This is a genomic window from Salinicoccus sp. RF5, assembly GCF_020786625.1.
Lineage (GTDB): Bacteria > Bacillota > Bacilli > Staphylococcales > Salinicoccaceae > Salinicoccus.
On the sequence record NZ_JAJGRC010000003.1, the window covers coordinates 1 to 23,105 of the forward strand.

Consider the following 23,105-nt stretch of genomic DNA (forward strand, 5'->3'; position numbering starts at 1 on the left):
AATATTGTCCGGTGGCAATGGCGGAGAGGCCCCACCTGTTCCCATGCCGAACACAGCAGTTAAGCTCTCCAGCGCCGATGGTAGTTGGACTGACGTCCCGTGAGAGTAGGACGCCGCCGGGCAGTATCAATACATAATAAAATTATGGATGCGATGAGCCGCATTGAGACCTTTACAGGTCTCTTTTTTTGTATAATGGCATTATAAATGTAATGAAGGTGGTTGGAACATGAAATACAGTATTGAAGTCACCGGCCTATCTGAGACGGAAAGACTTGCGAATGCATTGGAAAAGAATATTGAACCGGGTACTGTCATTCTGCTTTCCGGAGATCTTGGTGCAGGAAAGACGACCTTCACCCAATTTTTAGGGAGGGCTCTTGGAGTCAAACGCAGGATGAGTTCCCCCACCTTCAATATCATCAAGAGCTATTCCGGCAAGTATACGATCCATCATATGGATTGTTATCGACTTGAGGAAAGTGACGAGGACCTTGGATTCGACGAGTATTTCAATGAAGACGATATATCGATTGTGGAATGGCCGATCTATATAGAGGAATTTCTACCGGAGGAGCATCTGGCCATTCAGATAGAAACGCTTGATGATGAAAGACGCTGTTTCAGCTTTGCTGCAAAGGGGACCGCATACACTAGAATACTGGAGGCTCTTGAAAATGATTTCCCTTCTGATTGATACTTCCAACAGGCCATTATCCGTCGCAATCAACAAGGATGGGTATTGCCAGGCAGAAATTAATACCGCTGTGAAAAAGACCCATTCTGCTACATTGATGGTATACATCAATGAACTATTTAAAATGACGGACTACAAGCGTGAGGACATTGACCGCATCATCGTTGCGCGGGGGCCAGGCTCCTACACGGGGGTGCGTATCGGTGTAACCATCGCCAAGACGCTGGCACATTCATTGAATATACCCCTTTATTCCGTTTCTTCTCTTGCTGTCATAGCAGCTTCATCAGGCAGGGAAGGAATCACGGCACCAATGTTTGATGGCCGGAGGGGCAATGTCTACACAGCAATCTATCAACTGGAAGGCAGCACATTGGAAGAAGTGATGGATGCAGGGTATATGAAGCTTGAAACGGTGCTTGATTCATTGAAGGCACATGATGGGGGCGTCGTACTTGCAGATGCCGATGAGAAGTTCAGCAGCGGCCTTGAGACATTTACACACGCCGTCCCACGCATCAGTTCTGTAGAGAAGTACACATCCATTCTACGCCAGGAGGATGTACATCAGATGGTGCCTGAATATTTAAAAGTATCGGAGGCTGAGAAAAATTGGATGGAGCGCACACAGTCATAAGAAGAATGGAAGTTGATGATCTGGAAGCTGTATATGAAATCGAATCAGCCTCATTTCCGAATACATCATGGAACATCGAATCTTTTCTCAGGGAACTGACAGCAAATCAGTTTGCCTATTATTTCGTCCTCGAAAAGGAAGGCAGGATAGTGGGCTACTGTGGCGTATGGCTCGTCATAGATCAGAGTCAGATCACCACAATTGCCGTGGACAGAAGAGAACAGGGCAATGGCTATGGCCGTCAGCTTCTTCAGCATGCAAAGGAATATGCGGGTGAATCTGCAGATATACTTTCATTGGAAGTGAGCATAGACAATCATAGGGCCATGAAGCTGTATGAAAAGGAAGGATTCCTCTATGGGGGAATACGGAAGGACTATTATGGACCGGGAAAGGATGCACATGTCATGTGGGTGAGCCTGAATGAATGAAGAAGTGATCATACTGAGCATTGAGACGAGCTGTGATGAAACAGCGTGCAGCATCGTGAAAAATGGGAATGAAATACTGTCGAATGTGGTCGTCAGCCAGATAGAAAGCCATAAGCGTTTCGGTGGTGTGGTACCGGAAGTGGCTTCAAGGCACCATGTTGAAACCATCACAGTAGTGATTGAGCAGGCGTTGGAGGAAGCAGAACTCCTCCCGTCAGACCTTTCCGCCGTAGCAGTAACGGAAGGGCCGGGATTGATCGGCGCATTGCTGGTCGGCATCAATGCCGCCAAGGCATTCAGTTTTGCACATGACCTGCCCCTCATTCCCGTACATCATATCGCAGGCCACATATATGCAAACCAGTTGGAGGAGGAACTTGAATTTCCCCTCATCTCCCTCATTGTTTCTGGAGGGCATACGGAGCTGATTTATATGAAGGATCACATGTCTTTCGAGGTCATCGGGGAAACAAGGGACGATGCAGTGGGTGAAGCATATGACAAGGTAGCGAGAGTCATCGGTCTGCCTTATCCTGGCGGCCCCCATATCGACCGTCTGAGCAGGGAAGGGGAAGATACTTTCAACTTTCCAAGACCCTACCTGGAACCGGACAGCTATGATTTCAGTTTCAGCGGACTGAAGTCCTCAGTCATCAACACACTTCACAATTACAGGCAGAAGGAACTTGCCATAGACAAGGCGGATGTGGCGAGAAGCTTCCAGGAGAGCGTCGTTGATGTGCTGACGAAAAAGACCATGATGGCTGTTGGAAACTACGGAGTGGACCACCTGATCATTGCAGGAGGCGTCGCCGCCAACAGTGGATTGAGGTCCCGCTTTGAAATGCTCTGCCAGGAGCAGGGAATAAAGCTCAGCATACCCCAGCTGAAGTATTGTACCGACAATGCAGCGATGATCGGCGCTGCAGCCTATCATCTCTATAATAATAATGCCTTCGGTACACTCGATCTGAATGGCAGGAACTTCATCGATATAGAAGAATACAGTATATAGAAAGCCATGTCCCTTGATTTTGGGACATGGCTTTCTTGTATCATCCTTGATTGTCAATACGGAACATTTGTTTTAAACAGCTTGTGGATAACTTGTTGATAAAAATGCGAAAAGCTGTTTAAACGTCGCGGGTACTGGGGATATAAATGTGCACAACTATGTGTATAACTTATTCCTCCTGTGGATGGACCGCTGCATTATGCAGTGCTGTGCACTTTCAGATGTGAATAAAAATGTGGTTAAGTCCATTTCCCGTCATCTCCATTAAAATGGAACCTGTGTTCGCAATAGGTTTATATCTCTTCCAGCTGTTCCTCCAATGCAGCCCATTCGATCATCAGTTCATCGAGCTGTGCCTTCTGGGCATTCAGCTGCTCATTGTACTCTGAAGCCTTCTCATAGTCCCCGTAAACTTCAGGTTCGGCAAGTTTTTGTTCGGTCGCTGCAATTTCCTCTTCGAGCGCCTGGATGCGTTCTTCCATCCTGCTTGTGCTGCGCTTCAGCTTCTGCATCTCGTTCCTTTTCTGCTTCTGCTGTTCATAATCCGTGCCGTTCGGCCCTTTGTCCTCCTGCTTCTCCACTTGGATTGCGAGGGAAGCCTGTTCTTCCTTCTTATGACGATAGTAGCTATAGTCCCCGTTGTAGGTCTGGAGATGCTGAAGATCCATCTCCACTATCTTGGTGGCGATGCGGTCGATGAAATACCGATCATGGGAGACGAATAGTATGGTGCCGGGGAAGTTCTGGAGCGCCTCCTCCAGCACTTCCTTGCTGTCGATGTCCAGGTGGTTGGTGGGCTCGTCAAGAATGAGCAGGTTATTCTTCTCAAGCATCAGTTTAGCCAGCTGGATGCGGGCTTTTTCCCCACCGCTCAGATCGTTGACACTCTTCATCACTTCATCCTGCGTAAACAGGAAACGCCCCAGCACTTTGCGGACATCACTTTCATTCATGTTCGGATATTCATGCCACAGTTCTTCGAGGACATTCCTGTTGGAGGTGAATTCGGCCTGCTTCTGGTCATAGTAGCCGATGGAGACATTCGTGCCGTAGATGATTTCTCCCGCATGACGGGGCAGTTTCTTCGCAATGGTTTTGACGAGCGTGGATTTTCCGATACCATTCGGACCGATGATCGCCAGACGGTCCCCCTTATCGACGTTCAGGGTGATGCCGCTGTTCAGCGTCTCTTCATATCCGATGTCGAGGCTCTTGATACGGAGGACATCGTTTCCACTCTCCCTTTTTATATCGAAGGAGAAACGTGCACTTTTTCTGTCGATCTGCGGCGTATCCATCCGGTCCATCTGCTCAAGCTTCTTGCGGCGGCTTTTTGCCATATTGCTCGTCGAAGCCCGTGCGATGTTCTTTTCGACGAAGGTTTCGAGCTGTTTGATCTCCTTCTGCTGATGTTCGTAGGCTTTCATGCGAAGGCTGTAGTTCTTTTCCTTTTCCTTCACGTACTTTGTATAGTTCGAGTGATAGAGTGTCCCACGGTTCATCTCCACTTCAAAGATCTTATCGACCGTGCGGTCGAGGAAGTAGCGGTCATGGCTGATGATTGCGATTGCACCTGTAAAACTGTTCAGGTACTGTTCAAGCCAAGCCACGGTGTCCATGTCCAGGTGGTTGGTCGGTTCATCGAGAAGGAGCAGGTCCGGCTTTGACAGCAGCATCTGGCCCAGGGCGAGGCGTGTCTTCTGGCCGCCCGAGAATGCATCGACGTTGCGGTCGAGGTCGTCCTTGGTGAAATTGAGTCCGGTGATGACCGTCTTGATCTGTGCATCGATCGTGTACCCTCCCTGGGACTCGAATGAATTCTGCAGGGTATCATAACGTTCCACCTGCTCGCTGTAGGCAGGATCGTCGTAGTCATGTTCTGCCAGCCAAGTCGTTACTTTCTGCATCTCCTCCTGGATGTGGAGCAGGTGCGAGAACGGCCGCATCATTTCATCCTGCACAGTCTGGGAGGATTCCAGTGTCATCTGCTGGGTCAGGTAGCCGATGGAGATGCCTTTCGGAGTGGTGATCTGCCCCTCATCAAGCCCAAGTTCGCCTGCCATCATTTTCATGAGCGTGGTCTTTCCGGCACCGTTCTTCCCCACGATGCCGACGGTTTCGCCCTTTTTTATTTCAAGATTTATATTTTCAAAAATCATGTCTGTACCGAATGATTTCTTTACATTTCCCAACTGCATCACTATCATATTCATTACCTCACTTTCTTCAAGTCTACAATAAATAAATAAAAAAAACGATGAAATTAAACGACGTTGACTACACTATGAAAATCGAGATATGCTATAATATATCAACAGAGTGTAATAAACGAGGTGTGGGACATTTGAACAGTAAAAAGAAAATCCCAAATGCAACTATGAAACGTCTCCCTTTATACTATAGATTTTTTAAGAACGCTGAAAAATCCGGTGTGGACAGAGTCTCATCCAGAGAGATCAGTGAGGCATTGGATATTGACTCTGCCACTATAAGGCGAGACTTCTCCTATTTTGGGGAGCTTGGTAGAAAAGGGTACGGCTACAATGTCAAAAGCCTTCTGAACTTCTTCATGGAACACATCCAGGGGAATGAAGTGAAGAATGTTGCGATCATTGGTGCCGGCAATCTGGGCAGCGCGTTATTAAACTACAAATTCAGTAATATAAATGATAGAATGAACGTAGTTGCCGCCTTTGACAGCAATGATGAAATTGTTGGAACATCCATCAACGATACATTAGTATATCATCCAGATGAACTTGAAGATATGGTCAGTAGACATAACATAGACGTTGCGATACTCACCCTGCCGGCAGAGGTCAGCCAGGCGATGGCTGAACGGCTTGTAGATGCGGGCATCAAGGGTATACTCAACTTCACGCCTATCAGATTGGACGTAAATGATGGAATCTATGTACACAATATAGATTTGAGTGTTGAATTGCAGGCGCTATTCTTTTATATGAAACATATCTAGGAGGGGTAATATGCTTGAAATGTTTATGCCGGGGACACTTATGGCAGTAGGGCCGACAAGTATGATTGTAATCGCTGTGGTAGCATTGATCATATTCGGACCCAAGAAGCTTCCTCAGTTCGGACGCGCAATGGGCTCCACTTTAAAGGAATTTAAAGACGCAACCAAGGGCCTTGCTACGGATGATGATGACGAAGAAGAACTCGAGAGAAAAAAGCAGCCGAAGAAAATTGAAGCGGTTGAAGTTGAAAAAGCTGAAGAAACAAAAGTATAAAGATTTGGAGGTGGCGAAAGCCACCTTTTTTTAAAGAGTTTAAAGAGGTGAAAAGTAAGATGACAGACTCGGAAAAAAAAGAATTTACCGAGCACCTGGAAGAGTTGAGGAAGCGTCTGCTCATTGTCATGTATTTCTTTGTCGGCGCGTTGATTATAGGGTTTTTCCTCTCCAAGCCACTGATATACCAGATGCAGAATGCCCCATGGGCAGAGTCGATCCAAATGCACGCATTCCAGGTCACGGACCCGTTGAAGATCTATCTGCTCGTGATCGTCATAATCGGTCTTGTAGTGGTGTTGCCGGTCATCATGTATCAGCTTTGGGCATTTGTGGCACCGGGGTTGTATGGCAATGAACGGAAGTTGACGCTGAGCTACATCCCGATCGTCATGATCCTCATGCTGATCGGCATGGCTTTCGGCTACTTCGTTCTCGTACCCTATATCATCCAGTTCACTTTCGATCTTTCGGAAGACATGGGGATCGAGACGACCATCGGCATCAACCAGTATTTCGGGTTCCTCTTCAGGACGGTCCTGCCATTCGGCGTCATCTTCCAGATGCCGATCCTGGTGCTTTTCCTGACACAGCTTGGCCTGTTGACGCCGATGTTCCTCAAGAAGAACAGAAAGTATGCCTATTTCATCCTTCTGGTGATTGCGGCGCTCATTGCCCCGCCAGATCTGATGACGCATATCATGCTGACGATACCAATGATCGTACTATACGAAATCAGCATATACATCTCAAAAATCGGCTATCGGAGGCATTTGAAGGCAGAACAGAAGGCAATAGAAGAATCTTTGGATTCCGACTAGGGAGGTATTCAGGGTGAAATTCGATTCGAACACTGAAGCGTTTAAAACGTTGGGAGAAGCGGACAATGACTCATTGAATGAACGGCTTGAACAGGCACAGGATGACCAGTGGAGGCAGAAATACCATGTACAGCCCATTGCCGGCAGCATGAATTCGATTGCCGGATTCGTCCACCACGAGGGTATGTACCATATCTTCTATCAATGGTCCCCCTTTGCCGACAAAAGAACGAGATGCCTATATCATGTGACTTCGGGTGACCTTGTTTATTTTGAGAACAGGGGAATAGTAAAGATGTTGTCGGACGGAGCCTATTCAGGCTCCGCTTTTGTAATGGAAGAAGATATCCACCTCTACCACACTGAAGTGCGTTCGAACACGGTGTATCAGCAATATACCCCCTTAAAGATACAGGCGGGCATCCTCCATCCGGACAGGGCCGTACCCATCATCAAAGGCGTACCGCCCGAGTACGGCTGGTTGATGAAGGACCCGAAAGTCTGGTACGAGAATGGCAGGTGTTTCATGCTGCTCGGGGCGACTTCATCAGAAGAGTACGGGCGCCTCCTCGTCTTTGCCGGGGAAACACCTTCAGCATTCGAGTACAGGGGGGAATTGAAGACAGAACTCGACCAGTTCGGCTTCATGTGGGAAGCACCGGATTATTTTGAATTGGATGGCCACCAGGTATTCATGTTCTGTCCCCAGGGGCTCGACAAGTACAGGAACAGCTATTGGAACATATATCAGTCGGGATATATCATCGGGGAGTCGGATTGTGAAGCATTGACGCTCGACCATGGTTCGTTCCATGAATTGGACCATGGATTCGATTTCTATGCACCGCAGACGGTCCTCAACGGGGATGGGGAACGGCTGATGATCGGCTGGATGGGGATGAAGGAGACGGTTTATCCAACTGGGGATGCCTGGTCGCACTGCCTGACGCTTCCCCGCGAACTGTCTATTGAGGCGGGGCGGTTGAAGCAGAGGCCGGCTGCGTCACTCAGGAAACTGAGGGAAGCGGAGATGACGGCTGAAGGGTATTTCAACCACCGTCCAAAAAAAGTGAGGGATTTCTATGGGGACAACTACGAACTCGTCATGGATATCCTTGAGAATGACGCGACCCGCATCCATATCGACCTGAGGGTGAGCAGGAGGGAGCAGACGAGCCTGATCTATGAAACGGATACTCAGACGCTTATTCTGGATACTGCCTTCAGCGGTGCAATGCCCGAGAATGTGGATGGAACAGAGAGGAAGGTTGTACTTGATGCTCCGCTTACAAGCCTTCATATATTCGTTGATGTCTCAAGCATCGAAATCTTCGCCAATGACGGGGAAGCGGTAATGACAGCACGCATCTTCCCCTCCGATAGGGCGACGGGCATGGAGGTCTCCACGGAAATCGGCAGCTGTCATGTCAAGATGACCAGATACAGTTTGAAGCAGCTATCTTCGAAACAGGTACTCGATCAAGGGTAGAGTAAACGTAATTTCAATATTCAAACATAGATTAATTTCAATTCTGCTTATAATTGATTGATTATTTTGTTATTATTAATCTACACAAGCTAGGGTGAGAGGAGAGGGAAGACATGTTTTCGGTATTGAGCCAGATTCGTAAACGTTTTGAATATATGACCCCAGTGGAGCAGCGCATTGCAAATTTCATGCTGGACAACCCCACGAAAGTGATCAACATGCCGGTGAAGGATATTGCGAGGAACAGCGACACCAGTGACGCGGCCATCGTCAGGTTTTCCAAGAGGATCGGACTTGCAGGCATCAAGGAATTGAAGGTGGAGCTTGCGAAGGAACTCCATACACTTGAGAAGGAGAACATATCCAGGGTCATCGATCTTGAACAGGATACACACAAGGATATTTTTGATAAAGTATTCAAAAATACCATTCAGGCACTCTATAATACTGAAAAGATCGTCAACAGGAAGGCGATGAAGGAGGCCGCCCATCTTTTCGCCAAATCGGACAACACCTTCATATTCGGGGTGGGGGATTCGGCGAATGTTGGAAATGAACTCGAACAGAAGCTACATAGGGTCAATATAAACGCCTTCTTCACCGCTGATAAGTACCTGTGCATGACGCGGTTGTCCAATGCGAAAGAGAATGATGTGCTCTTCCTCATCACTTTATCAGGCAAGACGAAAGAAGTAGTGGAAGTTGTGAAACTGGCCAAGAAGCTCGGGGTTAAAACGATCATCCTGACGCAGAATCACGCTTCCATTGCAAAAAGGAACGCTGATATCGCGATAGAAATCACTGAGGAAGAGACGAACATACAATATATGAACATGACAAGCCGCATCGCGCAGCTGGTCATCTGTGATGTGCTGTTCTTCTATATCTGCCGGGAACTCGGCGCCTCTGCATATGATACGATCATCAAGACATACGACGTCACCCACTGATCATTCCCCTTCAATTATGAAGGGGTTTTTTAATGTGGTGGAAATGCCACTTCAGCCTTTACCATATTGAAACATTATTGAAATATTCATCCCGAATCCCGTCCCTATATTAAGGTTATGTAACAAGATGGAAAATTGGTGGATACCTCTGCTGCCTTCAAATATAATGGGGATATTGTTAAATGGTGGCATAGCCGATGGGGGAATTATTTTGAAAGAAAAACTGATGAAATCAAGTATCGCATCCCTTCTGATTGCATCTGCAATATTCACATATAATATGGATTCAGTAATAGAAGCTGATGAAACAGATGCTGTTTCGAACACAGAGGAAAGTACAGAAGCATCTGCAGAATCGGTTTCCAATGAAGAAAATGCCGAAGCAGTCACTGAAGAAGCAGCAGAGCAGGAACTGCTGGTAGAATCGTCGCCGGAGAGTGCCCCCGAAAGGGAAGTCCAGCAGCAGGCCATCTCAGAGTACAACACTGAAGAAGCAACGGGTGAGACATCATCTGCGGATGAAAGCCAGACAGCAGAGCCTGCTTCTGAGGAGAGTGGCACTCTCGAACCTGCCCCAGAACAAACATTGGAGGAAACTTCTGAAGTACCAGCGGAAGAACCAACTCAGGAGGAGACGGTCCAGGAACCGACGACTGAAGCACCGATGGAGACGACTGAGTCTTCCACGGAAGCATCAGCAGAAGAGGAGTCGGTGGAGTCTGAAGAGGCACCGGTCTCAGAACCGACGGGAGAACCAACTCAGGAAGAGACTGTACAGGAGCCGACGGCTGAAGTACCGATGGAGACGACTGAACCTTCCACGGAAGCATCAGCAGAAGAGGAATCGGTGGAGGTGGAAGAGGCACCGGCCTCAGAACCAACTCAGGAAGAGACTGTGCAGGAGCCGACGGCTGAAGCACCGATGGAGACGACTGAGCCTTCCACGGAAACGCCAGCAGAAGAGCCGACAGCGGAGCTTACTCCTGAAGAGACGGTCCAGCAACCTGCTGAGACAGTGACATCTGAAGATGCGACTGCAGAACCTTCGGATGAAATGGATGATACCAGGAAAGAAGTGACACCCGAGCCATCTGCTGAAACGTCAGTCGCGAATCCAGCCGGTGAAGATGCAGAGTATGGGAAGAACGCATCTTCAGATGAACAGCAGCGCTCTGGAGAGCCTGAAGCAACGACGCAGGTTCCTGATGATCGAAGTGGGAGTGTCCAAAAGTACTATCGTTATGATCATGGCAATATTCTGGAAGGCATTTCGCTCAACCCAGGTGCTTCTGAGGAGCAGTTGAACCTCCTTGATAAGAGGGTCAATCGTCTAATGTCATCGAAAATCATGCCTGAAGAAGATGTAGATGAATCGGACATCATTGAAATTGAAGAGGAAATCAAAAATGAAGAGGGTGTGACGGCCTCGACAGACCGCACATCACTCCCGGATACGGGAGAGACGGACTATACCATCCTGTATGGCACGACGCTTCTGATAGCAGGAGCGATACTGCTCTTCATTACAAGAAGACCAAACAGCAAAAAATGCAAATAACAGAAAATCCCCATTCCTCAGAATGGGGATTTTTCTATAGTGCTTTATCGTCTATGGAATTCAAGTAGTCTTTAACTTCACCGACGACGGATTCAAGGCAGCCGTCGTCGAATGGGGAGGTCAGGTTCGCAGATCTTGCGAGCGCGTTGAATGGCAGTGAGCCTCCCAATTTACACAGCTCAACATAGTCAGCCCAGGCTGCTCCAAAGTCTTCATTCGCACGCTTCCAGAACTGCAGGGCACAGACCTGGGCAAGTGTATAGTCGATATAATAGAATGGAACGCCGAAGACATGACCCTGGCGGTGCCAGAATGACCCGCTGGAGAGGGGTTCTATGCCATCATAATCGCGGTGGGGCAGGTATTTATCCTCAAGCTTCTTCCACTCCTGACGCCGCTCTTCAGGAGTCAGTTCCGGATTCTCATAGACGATGTGCTGGAATTCATCGATGGCCACACCGTAGGGGAGGAAGGATATGTTGTCCGCCATATGTGTGAACTTGAATTTGTCCGTATCCTCCTTGAAGAAGAGTTCCATCCAAGGATAGGTGAAGTACTCCATGCTCATCGAATGGATTTCAGCCGCTTCAAGCGTCGGGAACTGGTATTCCGGTACTTCGAATCCCCGGGACATGTAACTCTGGAAAGCATGCCCGGCTTCATGTGTAAGTACGGTGACATCATCCAGTGTGCCGTTGAAGTTCGAGAAGATGAACGGGGATGCATGCTCGGGAATGAACGTGCAGTATCCGCCGCCTTCCTTGCCCTTCTTCGCTTCGACATCAAACAGGTCGCGTTCCCTCATGAATGTATAGAACTCATCCGTTTCGGGAGAAAGTTCCCTGTACATCTTTTCACCATTTTTGAGGATTTCTTCCGTCCCGCCTTTTGGCGTGGCATTACCGGTGATGAAGTCGAAGGATTCATCATACGACTTAAGTTCGGAAAGGCCGATCCTTTTGCGCTGCCGTTCCTTGAGTTCCGTCACAAGCGGTACGACATGCTCCGCCACCTGGCGCCTGAAATTCTCGACCATATCCCGATCATAATCGATGCGGTTCATCCGGATGTACCCGAGTTCTACGAAATCCTTGTACCCGAGTTCCCGGGCAATCTCATGACGGGTCTTGACGAGGTCGTCGAATATTTGGTCTATCTTCTCCAGGTGCTTACCCATGAAGCCCTGGACCGCTTCGGTGGCCCCTTTTCTCATGTCCCGGTCGGTATGCTGCGCGTATGGTCCGAATTCCGAGAGGTTGAGCACCTTGCCATCGAATTCGATTTCTGCAGAAGCCAACAGTTTGGAGTATTCGGAGTCGAGCCTGTTCTCCTTCTGGAGGAGGGACTTCACTTTTGGATCGAACCCTTTGATGGCATTCTCGGCAAGGGCGAACAGCTGTTTCCCATAGCGTTCTTCAAGTGCTTCTTTGTATGGGCTTGAGGAGATCGCCTCATAGTATTTATGGTCGATCTCCTGTATTGCAGGGCCATATTCGTCGAAGAAATCCCTTTCCTTATCATAGAATGCATCCTTTGTATCAATGGATGCCCGTATGTAGGCAAGCGTGCTCATCGTGGAAAGGTGATTGAAATGCTTATTCAGTTCATCGATGACCTTTCCCTGCTCTTCAGCAGTTGTCTTTGTCTTGAAATCGTTGAGCAGGTCGTCCACCTCGGAAGAGATTTTATCGAGGTCGGGTCTTTCATATTTATAATCCTTAAAAGTAAGTGCCATTATACATCCCCCTAAACATTTGTTCAGTTATATTTTACCACATGGGATAAATGGACAGCCAAATTTTTAATATGTTCAGATTATTTGATTTATGGGTAGTGTAGGATAAAGAAGGATAAAAAGGAGAGAATTGTATGGTAGATGTGGATGAAGCATTGGAAACAAGAATTGGGGAGATGGCCAGGAAAACGAAGGAGATGGGCATCCCCCTCATGATAGTGATCGAAGGGCCGCCGGCTTCCGGGAAATCACGACTGTCAAACGCCCTCTATATGGCACTGGACGCCAAATATACAGACTTCATGGCGACCCGTCCCCCAAGGGACATCGACCTGAGGTATCCTTTCCTGCAAAGATATTGGAACCACCTGCCGAAAAATGGGGATATCAATATCCATTTCAGAAGCTGGTATGCCCAATACATCGATTATAAGACACGGAATATACAGGAAAATGTCAGGACGGAGTATGTCGACATCAAGCAGGATATCGACAACTTTGAAGAAATGCTGATGAACAATGGCTATGAGATCATCAAGTTCTACGTGCATACGAGTGAGGAAGTGAGGCGCCGGCATATCGAAAAGCTCAAGAGCAATCCGATACTGAAGTGGAAGGCGGAGGAGTTCGAAGAACAGCTCGATGAGACGGACTATGAAAATGAAATGAAGCATTTCCTTGACGCGCCGACCGGGTGCCCATGGACCGTGATCGACTTTGAAGACAAGGGAGAAGCGATCAATACTTTATACTCGACCATCATAGATCGCCTGGAAGCGCGTGTAGAGGATGAGGAGCAGGCAGATGAACCTGAGGTGGATGGTGCCTTCTCCGAGGACTATGAAGCTGAATTCTTCGACTTCGATTTTGAAAAGGAGAAGATAAAGAAGAAGGAATACAAGAAGATACTCCCCGGGCTCCAGGAAAGGATGCGCGAGATACAGTTCCAGCTCTATGAGAAAAAGATCCCTCTGGTGATCGTCTATGAAGGCATGGATGCTGCCGGAAAGGGCGGCAACATCAAGCGGATCAGGGAAAAGCTTGACCCGACGGGCTATACGGTCAATGCGACGGGGGCGCCGACGGACATTGAACTGGCGCATCACTATCTTTGGCGCTTCGCAACCGACGTGCCAAGAAGCGGTCACATCGGCTTCTATGACCGGAGCTGGTATGGCAGGGTGCTCGTGGAGCGCATCGAAGGATTTGCATCCAATAAGGAATGGAACCAGGCATATGAAGAGATAAACGATTTTGAGAAATCCCTGTACAACTCCGGAGCAATCATCCTGAAGTTCTTCCTTTCCCTGGACAAGGATGAGCAGCTTGAACGTTTCGAAGACCGTCAGGAAGACCCGGACAAGCAGTGGAAGCTGACAGATGAAGACTGGCGGAACCGGGAGAAGTGGGACTTGTATGTCGAAGCGAGTGAAGATATGATACGCAGGACGCACACTGCCCATGCACCATGGCACGTCGTGGCGGGCAACAATAAGAAATACGCCAGAATCACCGCGCTCAAGAAAGTCATCGAAGCGTGCGAAGCGCGTCTGGAAAAGGAATAGAAACCGGCTTCGGCCGGTTTTTTTTTACGGAATTCGAAATAATTCTTGCAGCTTTCCCCGAAAATGTATATCCTATAAATGGCAACTATTTATTTTTGAATATTTTAAATAGTTGAAAACATAAAGGGGGAAGAATAGATGCAGTCAGCCAAACGGATATTTCTTCTGTTTGCCGTCATGCTCATGATATTCAGTACTTTTAGTTCCGAAGTGCTTGCAAATGAGCTCGGTAAACCGCAGCGGTCGCCATCATTGGATGAATCGCACCTGGAGAAATATGAGAATGTAGAGGCCCAGATGGAAGTATTGACCGGGCCAGCCCAACTTGGGGAAAGCCTGAGGGACAAGTCGGGGAACGTGAATGTCATTGTACATTTCAGGGAACCTTCCGTCGGACTCCAAAAAGGCATTGTCCAGTCGCAGGGGAAGAAATGGTCCAACCTTGATACTGGAAAGATCAAGGAGAAGATAGAGAAGCAGCAGCAGCAGGCAGAACACAGCATGAGAAATAAGAACATCAACTTTTCCAAAGGGAGTACATATAATACTGTGCTGAATGCCCAGTCCATGACTGTTGCAGCAGAAGATCTCGACAAGCTGCTTGAAGTTGAGGAAGTGGCACTCGTCGAAGAGGACTTCTATGTCCAGCTGGATCCTGAGACGGGAAATGGACATGGTGAGGACATAGAAGGCCTTACGGATGTGTCGGATGAAGATATATCACCAAACTATATCAAAGGCATCACACATCTCGGCATTCCAAAGGTGTGGGAACTCGGCAACAGGGGGCAGGGCGTCAAAGTCGGTGTCATCGATACGGGCATAGACTATAACCACCCTGACCTTGCCGGTGTATACAAGGGCGGCAGGAACTATGTAAACGGCCCGGACTACAATACGGAGCGTCCCGCAGATGACCCGTATGAAACAAAACCGGAGGAGCGCCCGGAAGGATTGCCTGAATATAACCAGAATGGCAGCTCCTACTGGACGACCCATGGGACGCACGTCGCGGGTACGATCGCAGCTCAGGGCAACAACGACTATGGCATGATCGGTGTGGCACCTGCCGTCGATCTGTATGCTTATCGCGTGCTCGGCGCATACGGCAGCGGCTATACATCATGGATCGTCGGGGGTGTCGAAGGTGCAGTGGAGGATGGCATGGATGTCATCAACCTCTCACTCGGTAATACGCTGAGCGACGAAAGCCAGGCGAACTCATTTGCATTGAACAATGCGATGATGCTTGGCACCGTGTCCCTTGCCGCGACAGGGAACTCCGGTCCTGAGCGTTCGACGGTCGGTGGACCGGCGACAAGTACAATGGCGATCAGCGTCGGCAATACGACATTGCCTGAACAGCGTGTCGCTTCCAATGTCACGCTTGAAGCGGAAGGGTTTACAGAGACGCTCGATGCCAACTTCATGGCATTCATGATGGGTACACACCCTGAAACGCAGCTCGACACAGCGATGGAAGTGGTCAATGTACCGGGCATCGGCGCACCTGAAGACTTTGAAGGTGTGGATGTCGAAGGCAGGATTGCGCTGATCCAGCGCGGGGAGATCGCATTTGTCGACAAGATATGGAATGCGCGTGATAATGGCGCCCGAGGTGTCATCATCTACAACTCGGCAGATGGCTCAAATGCACCGGGGCCGGTGGATATATTCCTCGGTACGGCATTCGACTATATCCCGACATTGGATATCTCACATACAGTCGGCGCTGAATTTGCCGCTGCATTGGAATCCGGAAACGGGCAGGTTACGTTCAACAGCTTCGAGGATACAATGACAGCAGGAGATCAGGTGAATGCATCCTCTTCAAGGGGACCATCGACACCAAACTTCGACATCAAGCCGGACATCGCAGCACCTGGAACGAACATCCTTTCAACGGTTCCGGAGTTTGCATCTTCCGGAGATGGCTATGAGAAAGCATACGCCCAGTACACGGGTACTTCAATGGCGACACCACATGCTGCCGGAATTGCAGCGCTGATACTGGAACTGAATCCTGAGTGGGGTCCATTCGATGTCAAATCCGCAATGAGCAACACGGCAAAAGTGCTGGACACTTCAGCATTCGATGTGTTTGCCCAAGGGGCCGGACTTGTCCAGCCATACGCGGCAGCAACGACGGATACACTGATCAAAGTGCCGCATGAATCCACGATGGATGGCACGACGCATGCCCATACTCGGGGTACGATGTCATTCGGATATGAAAGTCCCGGAGATGCTGCCAGGACGGTGACGAAGGATCTGATCATCGAGAGCGGGTCCGGAGGCACATACAGTTTTGAAGTCGTTACGACCAAGGCACCGACAGGCGCCATGGCAGGTGCTACCCTGACACCGAGCATGAACTCGGTGACGGTGAACGGCAGCCAGACTGTGGAATTCACACTGGATATCCCTGCAGGAACAGCAGAGCCGGGTAATGAATTCCTGGGCTACATCAACGTCTCCAGCGGATCCGGTACGTATTCCGTACCATTTGCTGTCGGATTCGGGGAACCGCTGAAGCAAGGATTTGCAGAGTTCGCACTGAATGACTACCATATGTCACCAAATGGGGACGGCGTACAGGATGAAACATCCGTATATGCCGCATTCCACAACCCGCAGGAAATGACACAGTTCAGCTGGTTCGATCTGCTGAATCCGTCAGCCGGTCCTGCAGCTGACGGCTATATCGGGGACTTCGCCTTCGAAACGGGTATCCAGTCCGACATCACGGTCCCGATCGACGGTACGATGTACAATATCGAAAATGACGAGTATGTCTATTCCGACGTGCCGGACGGCGTCTACACCATCGATGCCATTTCACTGCATGAGGGCGGCATAGAACTCGAGTATGACGGCCCGCTGTTCGTCAAACGTGAAGCCACACAAGTTGCAGAGCCGGCAGTTGCATCCGGAATCATCACTGCGGATGTCACAGACCTGTATATCGAAGCATTGCCTTCATTGCAGGAGATGTACGGCATGAGCTATCATCCGAACGACATGATCAACGCAACCTACTTGCTTTCAAATGGCACGGCGGAAGAGGAAGGAGCAGTGGAACTCAATGCCGATGGAAGTCTGGCAATGGACTTCACAGGCTATACCGGCACATATCATCTGACGCTTGAATTCGCAGATGCTGCCGGAAACAGTGCTTCCTATCCTTACACGGTCGATTTTGACGCAGGTGTGATCACTGAAGGCCAGGACGAGCTTCCAGGAGGAGAGACGCCTGTTGAAGCCTATGCAGTCACTGAAGCGGATATCGGGGACGGCATCACAAGGAATGACATTAAGGATATCCATGTGAACATACCGGAAGCATACGTGGATGAAGGCTCAGCAACCATCAGTCTTTCCAATACACTGATTTCCCAGTTTGCTGAAATGCGTCCGAACAAGACGGTTGTGCTCAATGTCGACGGTTCCGCCGTCCAGCTGACAGTCGGAAACTTCCAGCAGTTTGCCCAATACGACAGTGTGGAAGTTACGCTAATGCGTTCCAAGTCATCCGAACCGAATCATGTCAGCGACATCCATGAAGTCATACTGACGGGCATCAGTGGAGAAGCAGAAGAAACCATCACGCAGCTCGATTCTGCGATGAGCGTCATGATCGAAGCACCAGGTAGACACTTTGATGTGTATGATATTGCGGCAGAAACAGTCGTCAAATCAAAATACAACAAGAAGCAGCAGGTGATAGAGACGACGGTGCCATCATCATATGTAGTGGTTGAACAGAACTGAAGGTATTGAAAAACGGATTCCATGGGATATGCTTCATGGAATCCGTTTTATTTTGAAGAGGTGGCTGTTAATTCACCGTCGCAGACGAAACGATGGCAAGTTGGCGGTCTAATTCACCATCGCAGGCGAAACGACGGCGAGTTGGAGGCTTAATTCACCATCGCAGGCGAAACGACGGCGAGTTGGAGGCTTAATTCACCGTCGCAGGCAAAACGACTGCAAGTTGGCGGTCCAATTCACAGTCGCAGGCGAAACGACGGCAAGTTGAACCCCCATTTACACAATAAAGCAAAAAAACGAACGGGTGCAGGAGCACTCCGTTCGTTATGCGTGTATAACTACATCAGCAGTCGGATGATCACGCCAAGGCCATTCTGTATATCTTCCATCTGCTCGATATAATCCTGGAACATCAGCTGCAGCAATACGACCAGCCCGTTCATGAGCATATGAACCATAATCGGTACGAGCAGCCTGCCGGTGATGACGTACAGGAAGCTGAACGTATAGGCCATGACGACATATATGAGGATGTGCGTGAAGTCCCAATGGGCGACGGCGAAGATGAGTCCGCTGACGAGTCCGGCGACAAGAAAGGCAACGACTTTCGGTCCGGGCACGACTTCATATATCTCCCCGAATATGGCACGGCGGAATACGTATTCCTCCAGGATGGGACCGAGCAATGCAACGACAAGTATCATGAATGGGGCGGATTGTATCATATCTATGATTCCAGCAGTATTTTCACTTTCCATCGGATTGCCAAGTACATAGACGTTCACCAGTCCGGCAATCACTTGCGTAGCATAGGCGAGGACGACACCGCCGACAATCCATGCGATTGTTACGGGAATGTCCGCCTGACGCCCGCGCTCGATCCGGTTCTTGTTCTTGTGCAGCTGTCCGATTATGATGACTGCTATCACTCCGATGGCGAAGGCGATTGCCTGATATGGCAACACCTGATCAAGAAGCTGATCTTCGGTGATAGAAGGATTGACTGCAGCCATGATGATGGAAACCGGCACGACGGCAAATTGTACTGCTAAAAAAATTACGATGATCAATGCACTATATAACTGTCTCAAGATAAACCCTCCATTTTCCAATACAGCTATTCTACCCTAAAAATTTATGGTGATAAAGCAAAGAGAAAATACTTGCAATATTGACCAACTTTGATTATTATTTAATTGTTAGCACTTCGAATGCATGAGTGCTAAATCTAATGATGTTTGTACTATATAAAGGAGGGCTTTCACGTGTTGAAACCATTAGGCAACAGAGTCGTCATCGATTTGACTCAAAAGGAAGAAACTACAAAAAGCGGTATCATTCTGACTGAATCCGCCAAGGAGAAACCACAGGAGGGTACAGTGGTTGCAGTAGGTCCAGGAAGAGTATTGGATAACGGAACCCGCGTCGAGCTTGAAGTCAAAGAGGGAGATCGCGTCGTCTATTCCAAGTTTGCTGGTACTGAACTGAAACACGATGATAAAGACTATCTCGTCCTTGCCGATACTGACATTCTTGCAGTCATCGAATAGGCATCCAAAAATTAAAGCGCAAAGCATTAGATTTAGATTCGTATAGGAGGAATGATTGATAATGGCTAAAGAACTGAAATTCTCTGAAGATGCACGCCAGTCCATGCTCGCTGGTGTAGATAAATTGGCAAATGCTGTGAAAGTCACGCTTGGACCAAAGGGACGTAATGTTGTTCTTGATAAGTCCTTCACTTCACCGCTCATCACAAATGACGGCGTGACGATTGCAAAGGAAATCGAACTCGAAGATGCATATGAAAACATGGGTGCAAAGCTTGTCGCAGAAGTGGCGAACCAGACGAACGAAATCGCTGGTGACGGTACGACGACTGCAACGGTACTTGCACAGGCAATGATCCAGGAAGGCCTCAAGAACGTGACAAGCGGTGCCAACCCTGTAGGCATCAGATCTGGTATCTCCAAAGCGGTGGAAGTTGCGGTGGAAGAGCTGCAGAACATTTCCCGTCCTGTACAGGACAAGGAATCCATTGCACAGGTCGGTGCAATTTCAGCAGACGATCCGGAAGTTGGGGAATACATTTCCGAAGCAATGGAGAAGGTCGGAAACGACGGTGTCATCACAATTGAAGAATCCCGCGGGTTCAAGACTGAACTCGAAGTCGTGGAAGGTATGCAGTTCGACCGTGGCTATACTTCACCTTACATGGTGACGGATTCCGAGAAGATGGTAGCGGATCTCGATAACCCTTATATTCTTATCACGGATAAGAAGATTTCCAACTTCCAGGATGTACTGCCACTGCTCGAGCAGATCGTGCAGCAGTCCCGTCCGATCCTCATCATCGCTGATGATGTCGAAGGCGACGCAATGGCGAACATGGTACTCAACAAACTGCGCGGTACATTCACTGCAATCGCAGTCAAAGCACCTGGATTCGGCGACCGCCGCAAAGCGATGCTCGAAGATATCGCAGTACTGACAGGTGGCCAGGTCATCACTGAAGACCTCGGACTCGACCTGAAAGACGCGACTGTCGACATGCTCGGTACAGCGTCCAAAGTCAATGTGACAAAAGACGATACGACAATCGTTGAAGGTGCTGGAGAGAAGAACAACATCGAAGCACGCATCGGCCAGATCAAATCCCAGATCGAAGAGACTTCTTCAAGCTTCGACAAGGAAAAACTTCAGGAGCGTCTTGCGAAACTTTCCGGTGGTGTTGCAGTCATCAAAGTCGGTGCAGCAACTGAAACGGAAATGAAAGAGCGTAAGCTCCGCATCGAAGATGCACTCAACTCCACACGCGCTGCCGTGGAAGAAGGCATCGTAGCCGGTGGGGGAACTGCACTGGTCAACATCTTCAACAAAGTTTCCGAAATCGAAGCCGAAGGCGATGTGAAGACAGGCATCAACATCGTACTGAAGGCACTCGAAGCACCAATCCGTCAGATTGTGGAAAACGCTGGTCTTGAAGGTTCCGTTATCGTGGAACGCCTCAAGACACAGGATGTTGGCATCGGGTACAATGCGGCAACTGACGAATGGGTGAACATGATCGATGCAGGTATCGTGGACCCTACAAAAGTTACACGTTCTGCACTGCAGAATGCTGGATCCGTTGCAGCAATGTTCCTCACTACAGAAGCGGTAGTTGCTGACATTCCGGAAGAGAATGGCGGCGGAGATCCAGGCGGCGGCATGGGTGGCATGCCAGGAATGATGTAATAGAGGCTTCTCTCACACGTGAGGCTGTCTGTATTGAAAAATTTGAAGACTACCTCCTGAAATATTTCAGGAGGTAGTTTTTTTGTATTCCAACTTAAACATTCCCGTTTAGTTCTTCATCAGTGGCTATAGCCTAAAACTATAATTGGAGATAGATATTAAGTGTTACTTCATATCCATTTTCCTATGCTATACTTATTCCCATCAAAAAAGTAAGATATCCCACACAATCTTTCGATAGGAGCTAAGGTGTGGAATATTGGATCTGCAGACATAAGAATCATAAATAAATTGACGGGGAGGCGACAGCCATGAATGAATACGGCATATGGATATTGGCATTGGCAGTGGGCTATACACTGATACTGATAGGTGCCGGGCAGCTGGCACAACGTAAATTAAGCAGCAAGGACAGCTACTTTGTAGCAGGAAGGAACTTCAATAAATGGATTGTGGCTTTCTGCATCACGGGTCTCTTCTCTGGTTCGACATACATATCCATTCTGGAATTATCCTATCTGACAGGCGTTTCCGCAATCTGGTACGGTGTGGCGGAAATGGTGCAGATCTTCATCATCGCCTTTCTGATCATCCGTTCATTCAGGAAAAAGATGATGGTGACGGTGACGGGGATGATTGGGGAGAAATTCGGACGGAAAGCCCTCGGTATATCGAGTCTGATTACAGCCTTTGCTTTCCCGATGTGGTCGGTCGCGACGGCGATTGCGTTCGCTTCAGCGATCCACGTATTTACAGGCATCTCATTGACGCTTTCGGTTGCCATAACGGCACTGCTCCTTTTCGTCTATCTGCAGGGGGGCGGCATGTGGTCGGTTGCATTCACACAGACGATCAATATGGTGCTCTTTGCAGCGATGTTCATCATCGGTCTCATCGCCTTCTTCATCAATCCTGGCGTTGAAGGTCTTGTGGCCTATGCTACAGAAAGGCCGGTGATGATGGACTTCGGCGGTGTCGGAATTCAGGTGATCGTGGCCTGGTTCGGTACATTCCTGGTTAACGTCATACTTGCGCAGGCGGCATTCCAGATGGCGCTTTCCTCACAGACGCCCGAGGAGGGACAGAAGGGGATGGTTCTGGCGGGATTCATGGCAATTCCCTTCATCGTCTGTGGGGTATTGTTCGGTATTGCGACTGCAGTGGTCATTCCGAATGCACAGGCAGGATTGATCGCGATTCCGCAGTATTTGATGGAAGTATTGCCGGCGCCACTGGTCGGCATCTTCTTCCTTGGTGTATGGGCATGTGCGCTTGGCTGGGGAGCCCCATGCCAGTTCTCGGGCGCAACAAGCCTCGGACGCGACTTTGGCCGGGCCGTCCGTCCACTGGCGACAGAGGCGCAACTCGTGAAGTATACGAAATACTCACTGCTGCTGCTGACATTCCTGATGATCGGGTTCGGCATGCTGCGTACAGAACAGTCTGCATGGTGGAACGTGCTGGCCTGGACGATCAGGAACAGCGCCACCTTCGCTCCGGTATTGGCAGCCCTTTTCTGGCCGGTGGTGACGAATAAGGCAGTCGTTGCTTCACTGCTGTCAGGGTTCTCAAGCGGTCTGCTATGGTACTACCTTGGAGATTGGCAGCCGGGCGCGTTCTATCTGGAGGTACACCCTGTATGGGTAGGGAGCTCCATCAACCTGTTGACGATCGTTTTCGTCACATTATTGGACAGGAAGGCTGAATGGTTCATTCAGACGGGACAAGCTGCGCGATATGGCTACGCTGCTTTGGGAGCAGGAGTCATATTGACCGGCGTGAATATCATCTTCTTCGAAGGGCTTCATCAGAGTGGGCTGATCGGCCTGTTCGGCTTTGCAGCGATCATTTCCTATTTCATAGCGGTCATTCAACTGTTCAGACCGCTTGAGGAAAAGGCACAATGGACTACGAAGGAGACCCTTCAGCAGCAATCATGATTGGATTA

The 23,105-nt window shown here is 49.0% G+C and carries 18 protein-coding genes and 1 rRNA gene; 16 read left to right on the forward strand and 3 right to left on the reverse strand.

Annotation, left to right across the window (positions count from 1 at the left end; genetic code table 11):
- The first annotated feature begins 7 nt into the window (after positions 1-7).
- From rrf to tsaD, 5 genes are all read left to right on the forward strand, one after another.
- Positions 8-122, forward strand: a 5S ribosomal RNA gene (rrf, locus tag LLU09_RS09215).
- A gap of 107 nt (positions 123-229) precedes the next feature.
- Positions 230-697: a tRNA (adenosine(37)-N6)-threonylcarbamoyltransferase complex ATPase subunit type 1 TsaE gene (tsaE, locus tag LLU09_RS09220; protein ID WP_228311489.1), complete on the forward strand. Its 468-nt coding sequence runs from the start codon at positions 230-232 to the stop codon at positions 695-697.
- Positions 678-1,334 (forward strand): tRNA (adenosine(37)-N6)-threonylcarbamoyltransferase complex dimerization subunit type 1 TsaB, encoded by a 657-nt coding sequence (tsaB, locus tag LLU09_RS09225; RefSeq protein ID WP_228311490.1) that lies wholly within the window; start codon positions 678-680, stop codon positions 1,332-1,334. The genes tsaE and tsaB overlap by 20 nt, the downstream gene beginning before the upstream one ends.
- 5 nt (positions 1,335-1,339) lie before the next feature.
- Entirely contained in the window at positions 1,340-1,765 is a 426-nt protein-coding gene (rimI, locus tag LLU09_RS09230; protein ID WP_228311491.1) for a ribosomal protein S18-alanine N-acetyltransferase, read from the forward strand.
- Positions 1,758-2,780 carry a tRNA (adenosine(37)-N6)-threonylcarbamoyltransferase complex transferase subunit TsaD gene (gene tsaD, locus LLU09_RS09235; RefSeq protein ID WP_228311492.1) on the forward strand — a complete coding sequence of 341 codons (1,023 nt, stop codon included), beginning with the start codon at positions 1,758-1,760 and terminating at the stop codon, positions 2,778-2,780. The genes rimI and tsaD overlap by 8 nt, the downstream gene beginning before the upstream one ends.
- A gap of 293 nt (positions 2,781-3,073) precedes the next feature.
- Here tsaD and LLU09_RS09240 read toward each other — a convergent pair whose 3' ends face one another.
- Positions 3,074-4,987 carry an ABC-F family ATP-binding cassette domain-containing protein gene (locus tag LLU09_RS09240; RefSeq protein WP_228311493.1) on the reverse strand — a complete coding sequence of 638 codons (1,914 nt, stop codon included), beginning with the start codon at positions 4,985-4,987 and terminating at the stop codon, positions 3,074-3,076.
- Between the two features lie 137 nt (positions 4,988-5,124).
- Here LLU09_RS09240 and LLU09_RS09245 point away from each other — a divergent pair, with 137 nt between their 5' ends.
- From LLU09_RS09245 to LLU09_RS09270, 6 genes are all read left to right on the forward strand, one after another.
- Complete coding sequence (locus LLU09_RS09245) at positions 5,125-5,757, forward strand: redox-sensing transcriptional repressor Rex (protein WP_228311494.1); 633 nt, start codon at positions 5,125-5,127, stop codon at positions 5,755-5,757.
- Between the two features lie 40 nt (positions 5,758-5,797).
- Positions 5,798-6,031 (forward strand): twin-arginine translocase TatA/TatE family subunit, encoded by a 234-nt coding sequence (locus LLU09_RS09250; RefSeq protein WP_228311755.1) that lies wholly within the window; start codon positions 5,798-5,800, stop codon positions 6,029-6,031.
- Positions 6,032-6,090: 59 nt separating this feature from the next.
- Entirely contained in the window at positions 6,091-6,852 is a 762-nt protein-coding gene (gene tatC / locus LLU09_RS09255) for a twin-arginine translocase subunit TatC (protein ID WP_222999399.1), read from the forward strand.
- Positions 6,853-6,865: 13 nt separating this feature from the next.
- Positions 6,866-8,341 (forward strand): glycoside hydrolase family 32 protein, encoded by a 1,476-nt coding sequence (locus LLU09_RS09260; RefSeq protein WP_228311495.1) that lies wholly within the window; start codon positions 6,866-6,868, stop codon positions 8,339-8,341.
- Positions 8,342-8,454: 113 nt separating this feature from the next.
- Positions 8,455-9,291 carry a MurR/RpiR family transcriptional regulator gene (locus tag LLU09_RS09265; protein WP_228311496.1) on the forward strand — a complete coding sequence of 279 codons (837 nt, stop codon included), beginning with the start codon at positions 8,455-8,457 and terminating at the stop codon, positions 9,289-9,291.
- Positions 9,292-9,502: 211 nt separating this feature from the next.
- On the forward strand, positions 9,503-10,849 hold the full coding sequence (locus LLU09_RS09270) for a hypothetical protein (RefSeq protein ID WP_228311497.1): 1,347 nt from the start codon (positions 9,503-9,505) through the stop codon (positions 10,847-10,849).
- 34 nt (positions 10,850-10,883) lie between these two features.
- Here the strand turns inward: LLU09_RS09270 and LLU09_RS09275 are convergent, their stop codons facing one another.
- The gene (locus LLU09_RS09275) at positions 10,884-12,584 is read right to left on the reverse strand and encodes a M3 family oligoendopeptidase (protein ID WP_228311498.1); all 1,701 of its coding nucleotides are present in this window, start codon (positions 12,582-12,584) and stop codon (positions 10,884-10,886) included.
- 134 nt (positions 12,585-12,718) lie between these two features.
- Between LLU09_RS09275 and LLU09_RS09280 the strand changes: the two genes are divergently transcribed.
- Positions 12,719-14,149 (forward strand): phosphate--AMP phosphotransferase, encoded by a 1,431-nt coding sequence (locus LLU09_RS09280; protein WP_228311499.1) that lies wholly within the window; start codon positions 12,719-12,721, stop codon positions 14,147-14,149.
- A gap of 138 nt (positions 14,150-14,287) precedes the next feature.
- Positions 14,288-17,920 (forward strand): S8 family serine peptidase, encoded by a 3,633-nt coding sequence (locus LLU09_RS09290; RefSeq protein WP_304612938.1) that lies wholly within the window; start codon positions 14,288-14,290, stop codon positions 17,918-17,920.
- 338 nt (positions 17,921-18,258) lie between these two features.
- Here LLU09_RS09290 and LLU09_RS09295 read toward each other — a convergent pair whose 3' ends face one another.
- On the reverse strand, positions 18,259-19,011 hold the full coding sequence (locus LLU09_RS09295) for a CPBP family intramembrane glutamic endopeptidase (RefSeq protein WP_228311500.1): 753 nt from the start codon (positions 19,009-19,011) through the stop codon (positions 18,259-18,261).
- A 174-nt stretch (positions 19,012-19,185) separates the two neighbouring features.
- Here LLU09_RS09295 and groES point away from each other — a divergent pair, with 174 nt between their 5' ends.
- The 3 genes from groES to LLU09_RS09310 all read left to right on the forward strand — a co-directional run bounded on the left by groES (position 19,186) and on the right by LLU09_RS09310 (position 23,097).
- The gene (gene groES, locus LLU09_RS09300) at positions 19,186-19,470 is read left to right on the forward strand and encodes a co-chaperone GroES (RefSeq protein WP_094907359.1); all 285 of its coding nucleotides are present in this window, start codon (positions 19,186-19,188) and stop codon (positions 19,468-19,470) included.
- A gap of 61 nt (positions 19,471-19,531) precedes the next feature.
- Positions 19,532-21,157 carry a chaperonin GroEL gene (groL, locus tag LLU09_RS09305; RefSeq protein ID WP_228311501.1) on the forward strand — a complete coding sequence of 542 codons (1,626 nt, stop codon included), beginning with the start codon at positions 19,532-19,534 and terminating at the stop codon, positions 21,155-21,157.
- Between the two features lie 311 nt (positions 21,158-21,468).
- A complete protein-coding gene (locus tag LLU09_RS09310; RefSeq protein WP_228311502.1) occupies positions 21,469-23,097 on the forward strand; it encodes a sodium:solute symporter family protein in 1,629 nt (542 codons plus the stop codon).
- Positions 23,098-23,105: the final 8 nt, after the last annotated feature.